This window comes from Rhodothermaceae bacterium, assembly GCA_009838195.1.
Taxonomy (GTDB): Bacteria; Bacteroidota; Rhodothermia; order Rhodothermales; family Bin80; genus Bin80.
Window position 1 is genome coordinate 49324 of record VXSC01000038.1, and the last position, 14193, is coordinate 63516.

The following is a 14193-nucleotide window of genomic DNA, read 5'->3' on the forward strand; positions in this document are numbered from 1 at the left end:
AGACCAGGTTTCTCCCATGTGAGGAGCCCGGTCTTTTAACTTTACCTCCATCATGGCAGAGACTACCCAGAAAGATCCTTCTGGAATCAAACGCTTTACCCCACTGCTCCCGGTACTCGGACTACTGGGCGTATTGTTTTGCTTTTTTGTGAGCCTAGAGCTTATGGGGACCTCCATGAAACTTCTAGGGAAAGGATTTGCGGCGCAATTGATTGAGACGACGAGCAACCCATTTGTTGCACTCTTTATCGGGATTCTCGCTACCTCCTTAGTCCAAAGCTCCTCAACGGTCACCTCTCTGGTAGTATCTGCAGTGGCTGGTGGCGGCCTTACTGTTGCAGGTGCAATTCCAATCGTTCTTGGGGCAAATGTTGGCACCAGTGTGACAAATACAATCGTTTCATTAGGCCATATTGCAAGAAAGGATGAGTTTGGAAGAGCTATGGGGGCGGCGACGGTTCATGATTTTTTTAACCTGCTGGCAGTCATACTCTTTTTTCCTCTTGAGTTGGCCTTCGGATTTCTATCGAAATCATCTGCCGCCCTCACAGAGGGAGTCACGGGTGTAGGTGGAGCAGAACTATTCGACTTTGTCGGCCAGATGACTGCACCAGTCGTGGATAGCCTAGTTCAGTTGATGCTGAATTCAGGCGTGCTCGTGCTGATCCTCGGAGTTCTTCTACTATTTCTATCCTTGCGCTATCTGGTTGTCCTCCTGCGATCGTTGTTTCTTGGACGTTCCGAACGGCTCATCAATAAGTACCTGTTCGGACCTGCTCCTATCGCTTTGATATTTGGTACACTCGTAACCATCATGGTGCAGAGTTCCTCCATTACGACCTCGATCACTGTCCCATTAGTTGGTGCAGGCATCGTTACCGTTGCGCAAATTTTTCCCTTCGTGTTGGGTGCAAATATCGGCACGACCATCACTGCGTTGCTTGCCGCTCTCGTTCTGGCAAGTGGAGGCGATACACTCGGGATCGCTGCTCTACAGGTAGCCCTTGCTCATCTAATCTTCAATTGTTGCGGCGTGCTCACTTTTCTTCCGGTTAAAAAATTACGAGGAATCCCAATTATGATGGCCGAGCATTTGGGGGCATTGGTTGTAAAAAATCGTGCATGGGCCGCCGTTTATCTTGGCTGTATTTTCTTTGTGATTCCTCTTCTAGTCATTCTCTTCACACGCAACTTCAGCTTCTGAACTACCCGGCCTCTGCGGTGAACATGCATTGCGGAGGTGCCTACTAAGCGATCACTATCTGCCCCAGCGATCACGTGATCACCAGTCGGACCGTGCTCATCCAAAGCTACACAGAGATTGCATGACCGCTAGGTTCTGATTGTGTTACCACCCTTGCCGGTCTCGTAGATTCGTGATATGTGCGATATGGTGAAGCCCGTGCCATGCATAAATAATCAGAAAATCCTGGCAGGAGCGGATTCCGTCTTCTGGGTGATCGACCTGGGATCCCCAGTCATCATCATCCATCGCCTGCATAAGCCTACACCACCGGCGATGCAGCGCGTCCAATAGGGCAAGTGATTCCTCCACTGGACCGTCACAAGCATCAGGTAAGCGGGCCCACTGATCTTGATCGTAGGCCTTAATCTTCGGCGAATCTTCGGTTAGCGCCCATCTAAAGCGAATATACGCATTTAGATGGCTGTCTGCAATATGATGTACAAGTTGCCGAACCGTCCAGCCATCGGGGCGATAGGGAGTCCCCAATTGATTGTCATTTAATCCTGCTACTGCTTGTCGAAGCAGCGCTGGAGCGGATGCAATTGCATCGATACGATTCTTTCGCTCTGATTCAGAGATTTCCTTCAGCAACTGAGGAGTGCCGATGGGATAACGTAATGGGTCAGGCATTTTCACTAAAGATTATTTACTGGTTTACTTTCCTCGTCCCCGCATTACATTGTGGCTACGAGGGCGACTCAACCCGCAATCATCATCTGAGGCAATGATGATTGCGGTGGATCAATTGTTTTCTCTATACGGATGGAGAATAGAATTCGCATAAATCCTACCCCTATATATCTCCTTCTGCAGGTCTGAGTAATAATTCTTCGACAACAGTACGGGAACTCAGCCTCCATGCGTCAACGATGCAACGAGCAACATCCTCTGGAGACATAAACCGATCTTCTGGTAACGTGGTCCCAGCCCAGCTTGGCGTGAGCGTAGCCCCTGGAAGAATTGTTGTAATCCGCACGCCCGTGTCGAGCGTCTCGGCCCGAATAGCTCTAGCGAGTCCGAGTAGCCCATGCTTTGCCGCACAATATGCGGATGCACCTGCATAACCCTTTATGGATGCTACGGATCCGACAAAGAACACGTGACCCGATGTGGCTGCAATCATGGTAGGAAGCAGGTTTTTCGTGACCAGGAAACATCCGGTCAGATTCGATTCAATCTGCTCCTTAAATAGATCCGGCGCGGTGTCCAGAAATGGTTTCCCCACGAAATGCCCTGCATTGTTGACAAGCACATCTGGAGATGATTGAAATATTTCACGGATCTCATTACAGGCACTCTCCACCTGGGCTTCATCCGTGATATCGCATATTAATGGGTGAGCATTTGTTGAATTTGCTACCGCCTCCAAACGGCTTTCTGAGCGCCCAATCAGGACCATCTCATGGGAGCCGTCTTGGTAAAAAGATTTAGCGATTGCAGCACCAATACCGCTACTGGCCCCAGTGATTACAATTTTAGCCATTAAATAGATATTCGCAGATGATAATTGTCCGACAACTCGCTCTTACGGTGGGCAATTGAGTTAAGTTTATGAACCCTTTCGATGAAACACATTTTCCCGCTGACAAACAGATTTCCCTGCAGGACGTCTTTATACTGGCATTGGTTCGATTTTGGCCACAAACTCGCAAAAACATCCACACCCGATTACTAAATCTTCCTGCCCTATTTTATTAAGAGAAAACCTCGGTTCAAGGAGCAGGAATCTACAAACGGTAGTGAACAGCGGCACGCTTTTGGCACGAATCACAAAGGAGCAGTTTTTATAGCTGGCAACCACTATTTATACCTATGCGATCCAGAACATCCCCAGTACGAATTTCTAACAACCAATCCCCGTAATTGTGACGACCGTATCCCCCCTCCAATCCATAGCGTTTGAAACTATCGGTGAAGCCTTGAGGAACACCGAACTTCCTGCAACTGACCTAGTAGTTGGAATTGGATCGGGTGGAGTCGTGCCGGCAGTATTGGCTGCGTACGAATTAGGAACCCCAATGCGCGTCCTATGGCTGAATTACCGAGGAATCGATAATGTACCCATCCATCCAATTCCCCAGCTATCCCAGCCTTTTTCACTGCCTCCAGGAACAAAGAGAGTCCTCCTAGTAGATGATGTAGTGGTTTCTGGCAAGACTCTGGAAGCTGCAGGAAAATTGCTGCCACAGACCGAAATTACAACCATGGCGCTCAAAGGAAAAGCCGATATCGTACTCTTTCCTAACATCCAATCGTGCGTGCAATGGCCCTGGAATCCAATTAGATAGCTTAACCATGAATCGAAGAGATTTTGTTCAATGGATCCTTGCTGCTGGATCCGCTGGGTTTGTTCATCAGCAATCATCGGGCAATTCCAGTGAATTGCCCCGTCGCCCGTTTGGCCGCACAAACGAAGAAGTAACGATGCTTGGCTTAGGCGGATGGCATATCGGGCGGATGAATGCGCGAGATGCCCAAGCCACTATTGAGTCCGCAATGGAAGGGGGTGTCCGTTTTTTTGATTCTGCCGAATCCTACCAAAATGGCCGGAGTGAGCGTTATCTCGGAGAATTTCTTGTCCCGCAATACCGGGAAAAAGTTTATCTGATGTCAAAGACAACTGCGACGACTTCCGAAGGAGCTCGCAGGCATCTTGAACAAACATTAGAGCGGCTCAGAACGGATTATTTGGATTTGTGGCAGATGCATGCGATTACTAGCCCGCAGGATGTTGATCACCGAATCAGCGAGGGTGTCCTCGATGTGATGGAGGAGGCACTTGCCGAAGGAAAGACACGGCATATCGGTTTTACGGGACATACTGACCCTGCTGCCCACCGCCACCTACTAGACTTGACGGATATTTTTCATTGTGTTCAATGCCCAGTTAATGTGGCTGATGTGAGCTATAAGAGCTTTACAAGAACCGTGATGCCCACCGTGGTCGAACGCAATATGGGAATGATCGCCATGAAAACTCTCGCAAATGGTGGATTTTTTGGAGGATCTTCCCATGGTCAGCACGGAAACAGACCACGCGTCGTACCCAACCGCCTTTCCGTTCAGGAGGCCCTCCACTTTGTGTGGTCTCTACCAGTCAGCGTGATTGTAACCGGCCCAGATAACATTGAACAGTTAGAAGAAAAAATTTCTTTGGCACATACATTTTCCGGCCTTTCTGAGGAGGAACGAGTAGAACTCATTGAACGCGTGGCAGACATGGCCGGGCGCGGAGTGGAATTCTATAAGGCATAGTACCCGACCGAAAATGACGATCCAGAAATATCTCCTGGTTTGTGTGCTCTTCGTTTTCTCCGCCCGTCTTGTGGAAGCACAGATCGCCGCAACGATCACTGGTACGGTGACCGATACCACGGGAATGCCGGTCTCGGAGGCAAACGTATTCATTGCTTCTTCTATGGTAGGAACCACTACAGATGAAAATGGCAGCTACACACTACGTAGTATCCCATTGGGGACATTACGACTCGTAGTCTCCCGCATCGGGTATGAATCGAGTCATGTTGATCTCTTTCTACGAGAAGCCCGGATCTATACGCAAGACTTTCAGGTCACCGAGAAAATATATGAACTAGGTGCCGTCACCGTTGCAAGTGATAACCGAAGATGGCAACGTCAATTGGAACGATTCACGAAGATATTTGTCGGGGAAAGTCCGAATGCTCAACAAACCATCATCACGAATCCTCATGTCTTGGATTTTTCGGCACGAGGTGGAAGTTTCAGAGCCCAAGCAAGTGAACCTTTAATCATCGAAAACAGAGGACTCGGTTATAAGCTAACCTATTTCTTGAACGAATTCATTGCTGAGCCAAACAGCTGGCGCTGGGATGGCGAGCCACTTTTCGAGCCGCTGGATCCCTCCAGCCCAGAGGAAGCAGCACAATGGAGCGCCCGGCGGGATTCAGCATTCTACGGATCATTCCGACACTTTCTCTTGGCAGTAATCAATGATCAGGTGGAAAGCCAAGGATTCAAAATTTATTCCAAAACAGGCTCGAATCAGGGGATGACAGATCCTCGCGGCGGTGCGCTAGGCAGGCAGGAAAATCGCTTTCCTCTCAAAGCATCGGAGATTATTGGCCCTGGCCAAAACGATGATGAACGTATCCTTGATTTTGAAGGCTATGTTGATGTAGTCTACACACACGAACTTGAAAGCCCGGCCTATCTGCGGTTACAGAGACGCGGACGCGGTCGGCCACGTTATCAGACATCAACGATCCGTCTTGATAGAGGCCCGACTGTTGTCGACTTGAAAGGAGATCCTTTAGATCCATACGGTGTAACTTTCTACGGTGGTTATTTTGCGTATGAACGTACAGGAGATGCGATGCCGAAAGAATTTCGTCCATGGAATCAGGGCGATAATTTTTAGAGGGCTGATTTATTTGCTACTGCTCGTACCGTGCACCCACGTACTTGGGCAGAATATCGTGCTAACTGGCACGGTCACGGATACAACCTCCCAACGAGCATTACCGGATGCCCACGTATTCATTGCCTCGTCACTGATAGGAACCGCGACTGATAGCAAAGGCAAATTCATTCTCAAAGACGTCCCTGCGGGTGCCCATCGTATTGTCGTTACCATGCTTGGCTACGAACCGGCCAGTGTAGATACTCTTTTGAGGGCTGGCAAAGAATACGAGTTTGATCTCACCCTGAATCCTACAACTGTCGAATTGGAAGAGGTGGTGGTGAATGCTCGATTGGCTCGCAGATGGCAGCGACGGCTCAGTAAATTTATACGCCTCTTTTTGGGAGAAACCAATAACAGTGCTCTAACCACAATTGTAAACCCCGAGGTGCTCAGTTTTACAAGCCGCCTCGGAAAATTATCGGCTACTGCGAGTGAGCCCCTGATTATAGAAAATCGTGCTCTCGGTTACCGACTCCAGTATTACCTGAAAGAGTTCTTCTATTACGGCAGTACAATCAAGTACGATGGCGAGCCATCTTTCACAGAGCTAGTCCCGACGGACAGTATCGAGTGGCAGCATTGGCTCATGAACAGGGAGGCTGCTTTCAACGGATCCCAGAGACATTTTCTGCTCTCGCTTATGGCTGGACAGACGAATGAAGAAGGGTTTGAGATACATCGACGATCTTCCCTTGAGTCAAACAGAGCCCGGTTTACGGTGGAGCCAGATCAATTGCTGGAGCCTGGTCCTACTCCGCTTGAGCAACTACTGACTTTTCACGGTCTATTGGAAATCACGTACGTCAACGAATCAGAAGACGACAGTTTCCAGGAGTGGCAACGCCAGCCAACCTGGACACGCCCCGCCCCTCAGCGCTCCTTTATGGAACTAAATTCCGGCCCCACACTGATTGATGAAACCGGTGAAGTCATTGACCCTTATGGTGTCGTGGTGTACGGCTATTATGCATTTGAGCGTATTGCCGACAAGGTCCCTAAAGAGTACCGTCCCCCTGATTGGGAGAGCAGATAATCGAGTTAATGAGGCAACAAGACTGTATTTCCTGACTTGGCGGATCGAATTGCGGCATCCAAGATTTCCGTCGCGACCATATTGACGGATAACGAGGATAAACTTCCCTCTGGATCAATATCACCTCGCACAACCGCTGCAAGAAATGCGAATGGATCGTCACGGGGGCTTTCCCTGTTCGGTGGCAACTTAAAATGTTCGAGATCTGCACCGGGGAGACCAATCGTTCCATCCGTTGAATTCTTTGCATAGATGTATCCGTCCGTACCATAGACATCCATGTCTTTTCGATGGAACGGCCAGTTCCAGGATGCCTGAATAATTCCCTGCGCAGACGGATAGGTCACAATAATCGTTGCTTCGTCATCAACTTGGCCATAAGGCGGATCTGGTTTGAAGATTTGCGTGATTGCCGTTACACTTATTGGCCTTTGCCCCCCTGCAAACCAGGTAATCAGGTTTGCACCATAGCAACCAAAATCTGTAATTGCGCCTCCCCCATTTTTTTCTTCCGTCAAAAGCCAGGAAGAAAATTCCTCCCCCACACCGATTTCGATGGGACCGGGGTGTCCATCCCGCACAACCATCTTACGTAAATCTCCGAGCGAGGCGAGAGATTCTTTGGCATAGTGAACGCTTGGGTACCAAGTCGTTTCGTAATTAGTCAGTAAGTGTATGCCCGCTGAATCTGCGACCGCCTTCATTCGCTGTGCATGATCCAGTGAGATTGCCAGTGGTTTTTCAACCATCACATGCACTCCGCGTGACGCAGCAGCCTTGGTCACAGCCAAATGATCAAAAATATTTGTAAAGACCGTGATTGCCTCTGGCTGTGTCGCATCAAGCATTTCTTCAACGGATTCGTAGACCAACTCCGTATCAAAGCCAAACCAAGCAGCATGACGCTCAACCAACTCATGATCTGATTCTGCAATCCCAACAATTTCTACATCACCCCGTGCTTCACGCCCAAGTATCCAGCCCACATGTCCATGAACGAGTCCAACCACTCCAATGCGTACGGGCGCTGATGTATCCGTATTAGAGGCACCGGTAGACAAAGGGGAAACCTGCAATACGACTGCAAAAAGTACAGATAAAAGTCCCATCACTCGCCGCCACTCCCGTCTACTTTCCGATACGCTTGGATAAGTGCCATCTCACCTTCTTGCCCAGGATGCATGTTCCCATGCTCCATCCCCAAAACCCCTTCAAATCCCTTTTCACGAATATGGGTGAAGACGTTCTGATAATTGATCTCACCAGTTGTCGGTTCTTTGCGCCCAGGATTATCCCCGATTTGAAAATAGCCAATCTCATCCCAGGCAGCGTCAATGTTGGGGATCAGGTTTCCCTCTGTGATTTGCTGGTGGTATAAGTCATTCAGGATTTTACACGCGGGACTATCCACCGCACGGCATATCTCATATGCCTGCGGAATCTTTGTTAAAAAGAGTCCAGGATGATTATGTGGGTTGAGTGGTTCGAGAACCATCACAAGACCATGCGGCTCCAGAATATCACAGGCCCGGCGCAAGCTCTCAATTACATGCGCGGTTTGATACCCCATATCTAGTCTAAGATCAACAAATCCAGGTACGACCGTCATCCACGTGGCATTGACACGTTTCGCAACCTCGACAGACTCCTGAATTTCCTTCAAAAACTGCTCTCTGTGATCTGCATTGCCACTGGCAAGGTTGGGCTCACGCCAGAAAATCGTGTGCGCCACAAAGACCCCCATCCGCATATCGCGCTGAGCCATTGCACTTGCAATACGATCCTGCGTATCCGTACTGCGCCCCTTCATGCCATTGTCTTCCCAAGCGGTAAATCCCTGATCCGCCGCAAAATTAAGCTGATCCACAAGATCATCGCCCGCGCTGTGCTTGAACATGCCAAAGTGTGGGGCATAGTGCATTGAGAAACTATTGGAATTCCCAATTATGGAGGTACAGCCTAAGCCAGCCGCGGCGGCAGCCATAAGAGAGGCGGAGGGTAAAAATTCCCGGCGTGTCATTTTCCTGATCTGATTATGTAATGGATTGAAGATTATACATCGCAGAGACGCACCGCCTCGCGTAATGAGATCAATGGGGTTCGAGTTGGAATAAATTCTTGGCCCACAAAACCCGTGTATCCCGTCTCCACAATCGCACGCATGATTGCAGGGTAGTTCAATTCCTGTGAATCATCAATTTCATTTCGCCCTGGGTTTCCACCTGTATGGTAGTGGCCAATAAATTGATGATTATCTCTGATTGTGCGTATGACATCTCCCTCCATAACCTGCATGTGGTAAATATCATAGAGCAACTTGAAGTACTCGGAGCCAATCTGCTTACAAAGCTCAACCCCCCATACTGTGTGGTCACACATATAATCCGGATGGCTCACTTTGCTGTTGAGCAGTTCCATACAGAGTGTAATGCCATGTTGTTCTGCCACTGGAACGATCTTTTCAAGTCCCTGAACACAATTCTCAAGCCCCTTGGCATCTCCCATACCGCGCCTGTTTCCAGAAAAGCAGATCACACGATCATAACCAGCCTCCGCAACCTCCCGTATGCGCTCAATGAACATTGGAACCAACCATTCATGATTGTTAGGTTCATTAAACCCATCCGTCAAACGATCTTTCCCGTCTGCAACCGGCCCAAAAGGCATCGCACAGACCAATCCATACTTCTCTAGAATCGGCCATTCGTCCGGCTCAAGTAACTCCACCGACTTGAGACCCATGGTTGCTGCTACCTGGACCAGTTCTTCAACTGAATAATCAGGATAGCACCACTTGCAAACACTATGGTTTATACGTCCTCTCAAATGGGACTCTGGCAACGCACCCAGTAAACTGGCCCCTGCCAACCCCGTCAAACTGGTTTCAATAAACGACCGACGCTTCATCGTGATTTGTTTGAATGCAAAGAAATTTCTATTGAACCGGAAGAATTCGATCCATACGTTCGGCTAATCCCTCGAGGTAGGTTCGGTCCCCGCCTGAGACCTCTGCAGTTGCCCATCCTTCATAGCCAATATCTGAAAGAGCTTTATTGACCGCTGGCCAATCACAATCTCCTTCTCCCAGTGGTACACGAAAACCTGCATAAGGCCCCTCGGAATCCGCTTTCGACCGACTGAACTCTTTGATGTCCAATTTCAGAATACGAGGACCCAAGGCTCGGATCCAGTGTTCAGGCCAACCGTACGTGACCACATTCCCTACATCAAAGTACCAGCCTACAAACTCACTTTCGAATTCATCCACATATCTTGCGCACTCGAGCGGGCTCAGCAGAAACTTGTTCCAGACATTTTCAAACGCAATCTTGATACCATATTCTGCCGCCATCGGGAGTGCCTTGCGGATTTCTGTTTGTGAACGCGTGTAGGCATCCGCATACGACACGTTCTTGTTCACTACTGCCGGTACAAGAAGTACCGTTGACGCTCCATACGCGTGTGCATCCTGGATGGCAATCTTTAGTCCATCTAATCCCTCCTCTCTCACAACTGGATCCGGATCAGAAAGTGTTTTTGTCCAATGCACTGAATCAACCACACCATGAATCGGTAGCCCGACAGCATCTCGTGCAGCGATTACTTCATCTCTATCCAAATCACTTGAACTATTCATCTCTACTCCATCAAATCCCAGGTCCTTGAGCAACTGAAATTTCTCAGCAATCGATAGATCCGGCTCCTGAACCATCCCAAACTTGACCGCTTTACGAATAGATCGTGCAGTCGGCCGAGCATATCCACTCTTGCGGTCCAAGGCTAGTCCTACCACACCCAACGCTCCCGTTAGCAAAAAATCTCTCCTTTTCATGCTTACTCCATTTTCTGGGCAGACATCGAAGCGGAACGGGATAATTTCGTGATACCGGGTGCTGGAACTTGAGGCATGGGCAATTGCCCGAATGCCAGTGTTTTTGGCACTAAATCCAATCCGGATGCCATCATCTCATCCCAGCTCAGCTGTTGACCTGTATAGGCACTCTCTCGGCCTAACACTGCTGTAAGTGTACTCGCTGCAATCTGGTTGGCTTCATTGATCGGCTTACTATCACGAATAGATTGAATTAAATCCGCATGTTCCTGCACGTATCCATTGCCGCCGGGCTCAGGCATCTCGTACAAGATACTTCCATCATGCCGCCGAATTTGGGAATTGCGTGGATTCAAGTCGGCGATTCCTTTCGTGCCAACCACACGGTTTGTAACCCTGTTGGTTGCTCCTTGGAATTGTCTGCATTTTGCCTCCACAATTATTTCTCCCGGGTAGACATACTCCACACTGAAGTGATCATAAATATGTCCATACTCGGGACTAGTTCTGGCAATCCGGCCCCCCATCGCAATCGCACTCTGAGGATGTCCTTGGAACACCCAATTGATTACGTCAATGTTGTGCACAAATTGCTCCACGATATGATCACCACTCAGCCATGTAAAGTAGTACCAGTTGCGGCACTGCCATTCCATATCACTCATCCCACTCTTGCGCTCACGTAGCCATATCGGACCCGTCAAATAATATTCCTGTGCAGCCACAATCTCTCCAATCATGCCATCGTGAATACGCTTTATCGCCTCCATAAAACTTGGTTGTCGACGATAGAGCGTCCCTGCAACCACGGACAGTCCTTTCTGCGTGGCAACTTCCCCTGATTTCAAGATTTCCATCGCTCCCGCTACATCTACACTGACCGGCTTTTCCATGAACACATGCTTATCGGCATTGACAGCAGCCGTAAAATGGGCTGGTCTGAAACCCGGTGGAGCAGCCAAAATCACCATATCTACATCGCTGTCAATCACATGTTGGTAGGCATCAAAGCCAACAAAAGCGTGAGAATCGTCGACTTTATAGGCATCTCCAATCTCTCCCTTTAAGGCGTCTCTGGATGCATCCAGGCGGTCTTCAAATAGATCTCCCATGGCAGTGATTTCCACCTGCTCACTAGATACCACGGCATCCCTTGCCGCCCCTGTACCGCGTCCGCCGCAACCTATAACCCCTACGCGTAAGCTATCGCGCCCCCCTGCATAGGCAAAGTTACCGGATGTCATCAATCCAAGTGTGCCGACAGTGGTCACTTTTACAAAGTTTCGTCTGGTGATTTCGTTTTGTTGCATCTGGGATTGATTTGTTTGATTGAAAGATAATGTCACACAGTTTAAATCTGAGACTAAAGCTGAACCGCGCAACTAGAAGACATAATGGCTTGCTCCTGAGCGTATCCAGTGTTTCATTTGGGATGGCGGTTTGCAAGACGAGTGCTATTGGAATAGACATGATGAATGCTAAATCCTGTTTGAAGCAATCGATGCAACCCGATACAACTCACATAAGATCTAATCTGAGGTTAACATTCCACTCTCCTCCGATTAATCCGCGACCAAATTCAACCTACAATAATTCGTGCACTAAAACACGAGTTTTACCCCGAGCACTGAGCCAATTCTAGTCCCAGTCCACCGTTTTCCGTTCTACATCCAAGGGGGAAACGACGACAGTACCAGCTAATTTGTCATGCCAACCCTGCTTCCTAGCATCGATCGCTATCCATATGAACCCCAAAAATAGCGGGATCGTGGAGAGAATATAGGCAAAATATCGGCCAATGTGCTGACCTGTGGTAGGGACCATGCCAGTTCTTGCATCAACAATCTTTGCTCGTATTACCATCTTTCCGGGTGTCGCTTGTTTAGCAACCCAAAACCAAATAGTTGCGACCGGCGGAACCACATATGAAAGTAAGACATCCATCGGGCCGTGAATGATGTCGTCCGCTGTCCAGTACGATAATCCATAGAAGTACGTTAGTAATGGCATTGCAATGGCAGCATATATCAACACATCAACCAATTCAGCACCTACTCGGGGCCAAAAACCTACGTACTTCAGATCGATGGGCACAGATTCAGTCGTACTAGTGGTCATGATTCCGAAAGTTTGTGAAATGCAAGCGAGCTCTGTATTTGATTCATCTTGAGTCGAAATATACAATTTTTGGGGAAGCGGTCACAATTTCCTTAAAACTGGTGACTTTACTTGAACAGTCCAGTGTTCAGTTGTTTGACCTCTACATGGGCTGGCTCCGTCATTTGAACTTAACTCACCCTGCCCCAACGCATTCGTAACGACATCTTCCCAGACCATCACACCATATGCAGAAGCTCACGCATCAGCAATCATCGCACTGGGAGTGCTCACAGCAACTTTTCGCTCATGTGTCACCCCATACCCAATCTCAGGATCAAGAATATGAGAATACCTCACTCCTTGGTAATCCAAGTACCGACATGAATCTCCATAAACTGCAATTCCACAGTTTTTCAAGATTATTTCATGTGCTTCTGACTCTGCTGAAAACACTCTCATACTCCAGCCATCTGAATTCGTAGGAACTTCACCTAAAGTGATATCCCCTCCCGCATCTACGGCAGCCCCTGAAAACCCATCTAGAAAAAGAACTCCTCCCCTGATCAACTACATACGCCCTTCGCAATCCACCAAAGTCAAGCCGTATGTTGCCCTAGTGTAATGGATACGCTAAGGCCCCTATAAAATTCTCGGAACATATTAGTTGGATCCACGATCACCGGATACTCATTAAATGACCGACGTGCGAGGAAGATGTATTGCCATCAAGAGAGACTGCTGTCATGCGATACAGATAAAGCCCTGAGGGCAACGTCAGACAATTCAACTCTATCTCCTGAGTCATCCCCGGTGTCATGTTCACCGCTGGCTTTGCGTACACGTGCCTTCCCGTGATGTCCATAACCTCCACCTGAACCTGCGCCAACCATGGAACGTCAACGACCAAACGCGTTTTGTGGAGAAACGGATTGGGATAATTGCCGTGTACGATGAATTCCTGAGGGAGATGGGCCACTTCTCCTGTATTGACAGATGAAACCACTTCTATACTGAACATCAGACTGTCCTTAGCACCATTTGCATCTACCGCCCTGTAGGTAAACGGTACCGGCGGAGTTATCTCTATTGGGGTTCCGCTGATAGTTCGGGTGGGGAGGTCAAACCTGAGCCCAGACGGAAGAGAGAAGAGATTCAATGTATACTGGATCGGATGTGCTCCGCCAATGACTTCGGGTAAAACAAGCGAGGTAATTGATTGTCCCCGTGTATACGATTGATTTGCAATGCTCGCTGCAAAGAAAATCCGATATACCTCTATGCTGAATTCTAACGTATCCTCGGTTCCAATTGCATCCTCTACTTTCCATGTAAAGGTTTCTCGAGCTGTGCTTTCCCATGGAGTACCGCTAATAGTGCGGGTTTCTGCATCAAATTCGAGTCCAGATGGCAAAATAGGGCTAAGTTCGTAATCATAGGGCTGAATTCCTCCTGTTGCCGTAGGCAGAACCAAATCAGCAACGGGTAACCCAATCGGATAGACCTGACTACCGACCGAGCCAGCAAGTGACAATGCCGAC

Annotated in this window: 15 protein-coding genes; 5 read left to right on the plus strand and 10 right to left on the minus strand. The window is 48.7% G+C overall.

The features are described from left to right. The first annotated feature begins 52 nt into the window (after positions 1 to 52). Positions 53 to 1204, plus strand: a complete 1152-nt coding sequence (locus F4Y64_09135; GenBank protein MXX97759.1) for a Na/Pi cotransporter family protein — start codon at positions 53 to 55, stop codon at positions 1202 to 1204. 144 nt (positions 1205 to 1348) lie between these two features. Here the strand turns inward: F4Y64_09135 and F4Y64_09140 are convergent, their stop codons facing one another. Both F4Y64_09140 and F4Y64_09145 read right to left on the minus strand, forming a co-directional pair. Then, positions 1349 to 1876 carry a putative metal-dependent hydrolase gene (locus F4Y64_09140; GenBank protein ID MXX97760.1) on the minus strand — a complete coding sequence of 176 codons (528 nt, stop codon included), beginning with the start codon at positions 1874 to 1876 and terminating at the stop codon, positions 1349 to 1351. 163 nt (positions 1877 to 2039) lie between these two features. Continuing rightward, positions 2040 to 2729, minus strand: a complete 690-nt coding sequence (locus tag F4Y64_09145) for an SDR family oxidoreductase (protein MXX97761.1) — start codon at positions 2727 to 2729, stop codon at positions 2040 to 2042. 370 nt (positions 2730 to 3099) lie between these two features. Here F4Y64_09145 and F4Y64_09150 point away from each other — a divergent pair, with 370 nt between their 5' ends. The 4 genes from F4Y64_09150 to F4Y64_09165 are packed head-to-tail and all read left to right on the plus strand — an operon-like array spanning position 3100 to position 6723. Continuing rightward, complete coding sequence (locus F4Y64_09150; protein ID MXX97762.1) at positions 3100 to 3534, plus strand: hypothetical protein; 435 nt, start codon at positions 3100 to 3102, stop codon at positions 3532 to 3534. 7 nt (positions 3535 to 3541) lie between these two features. Next, positions 3542 to 4501 (plus strand): aldo/keto reductase, encoded by a 960-nt coding sequence (locus tag F4Y64_09155; protein ID MXX97763.1) that lies wholly within the window; start codon positions 3542 to 3544, stop codon positions 4499 to 4501. Positions 4502 to 4514: 13 nt separating this feature from the next. Further along, positions 4515 to 5645 carry a carboxypeptidase-like regulatory domain-containing protein gene (locus tag F4Y64_09160; protein ID MXX97764.1) on the plus strand — a complete coding sequence of 377 codons (1131 nt, stop codon included), beginning with the start codon at positions 4515 to 4517 and terminating at the stop codon, positions 5643 to 5645. Next, complete coding sequence (locus F4Y64_09165) at positions 5581 to 6723, plus strand: carboxypeptidase-like regulatory domain-containing protein (protein ID MXX97765.1); 1143 nt, start codon at positions 5581 to 5583, stop codon at positions 6721 to 6723. The genes F4Y64_09160 and F4Y64_09165 overlap by 65 nt, the downstream gene beginning before the upstream one ends. Positions 6724 to 6728: 5 nt before the next feature. Here F4Y64_09165 and F4Y64_09170 read toward each other — a convergent pair whose 3' ends face one another. From F4Y64_09170 to F4Y64_09205, 8 genes are all read right to left on the minus strand, one after another. Continuing rightward, a complete protein-coding gene (locus tag F4Y64_09170) occupies positions 6729 to 7832 on the minus strand; it encodes a Gfo/Idh/MocA family oxidoreductase (protein ID MXX97766.1) in 1104 nt (367 codons plus the stop codon). Next, positions 7832 to 8743, minus strand: coding sequence for a TIM barrel protein (locus F4Y64_09175; protein ID MXX97767.1), 912 nt, complete (start codon positions 8741 to 8743; stop codon positions 7832 to 7834). Before F4Y64_09175 ends, F4Y64_09170 begins: the two co-directional genes overlap by 1 nt. A 32-nt stretch (positions 8744 to 8775) precedes the next feature. Then, positions 8776 to 9630, minus strand: a complete 855-nt coding sequence (locus F4Y64_09180; GenBank protein MXX97768.1) for a TIM barrel protein — start codon at positions 9628 to 9630, stop codon at positions 8776 to 8778. A gap of 28 nt (positions 9631 to 9658) precedes the next feature. Beyond that, the gene (locus F4Y64_09185; GenBank protein ID MXX97769.1) at positions 9659 to 10555 is read right to left on the minus strand and encodes a sugar phosphate isomerase/epimerase; all 897 of its coding nucleotides are present in this window, start codon (positions 10553 to 10555) and stop codon (positions 9659 to 9661) included. A gap of 2 nt (positions 10556 to 10557) precedes the next feature. Beyond that, positions 10558 to 11865, minus strand: a complete 1308-nt coding sequence (locus F4Y64_09190) for a Gfo/Idh/MocA family oxidoreductase (protein ID MXX97770.1) — start codon at positions 11863 to 11865, stop codon at positions 10558 to 10560. 328 nt (positions 11866 to 12193) lie between these two features. Next, positions 12194 to 12673, minus strand: a complete 480-nt coding sequence (locus F4Y64_09195; GenBank protein MXX97771.1) for an RDD family protein — start codon at positions 12671 to 12673, stop codon at positions 12194 to 12196. Positions 12674 to 12910: 237 nt separating this feature from the next. Further along, entirely contained in the window at positions 12911 to 13222 is a 312-nt protein-coding gene (locus F4Y64_09200; protein MXX97772.1) for a hypothetical protein, read from the minus strand. A gap of 109 nt (positions 13223 to 13331) precedes the next feature. Beyond that, the coding region (locus F4Y64_09205; protein ID MXX97773.1) for a T9SS type A sorting domain-containing protein at positions 13332 to 14193 on the minus strand (862 nt) is incomplete at its 5' end.

Coding starts and splice junctions, on each gene's coding strand:
- F4Y64_09135 (MXX97759.1), top strand. CDS start 53: ATGGCAGAGACTACCCAGAAAGATCCTTCTGGAATCAAACGCTTTACC.
- F4Y64_09140 (MXX97760.1), bottom strand. CDS start 1,876: ATGCCTGACCCATTACGTTATCCCATCGGCACTCCTCAGTTGCTGAAG.
- F4Y64_09145 (MXX97761.1), bottom strand. CDS start 2,729: ATGGCTAAAATTGTAATCACTGGGGCCAGTAGCGGTATTGGTGCTGCA.
- F4Y64_09155 (MXX97763.1), top strand. CDS start 3,542: ATGAATCGAAGAGATTTTGTTCAATGGATCCTTGCTGCTGGATCCGCT.
- F4Y64_09160 (MXX97764.1), top strand. CDS start 4,515: ATGACGATCCAGAAATATCTCCTGGTTTGTGTGCTCTTCGTTTTCTCC.
- F4Y64_09165 (MXX97765.1), top strand. CDS start 5,581: ATGAACGTACAGGAGATGCGATGCCGAAAGAATTTCGTCCATGGAATC.
- F4Y64_09170 (MXX97766.1), bottom strand. CDS start 7,832: ATGGGACTTTTATCTGTACTTTTTGCAGTCGTATTGCAGGTTTCCCCT.
- F4Y64_09175 (MXX97767.1), bottom strand. CDS start 8,743: ATGACACGCCGGGAATTTTTACCCTCCGCCTCTCTTATGGCTGCCGCC.
- F4Y64_09180 (MXX97768.1), bottom strand. CDS start 9,630: ATGAAGCGTCGGTCGTTTATTGAAACCAGTTTGACGGGGTTGGCAGGG.
- F4Y64_09185 (MXX97769.1), bottom strand. CDS start 10,555: ATGAAAAGGAGAGATTTTTTGCTAACGGGAGCGTTGGGTGTGGTAGGA.
- F4Y64_09190 (MXX97770.1), bottom strand. CDS start 11,865: ATGCAACAAAACGAAATCACCAGACGAAACTTTGTAAAAGTGACCACT.
- F4Y64_09195 (MXX97771.1), bottom strand. CDS start 12,673: ATGACCACTAGTACGACTGAATCTGTGCCCATCGATCTGAAGTACGTA.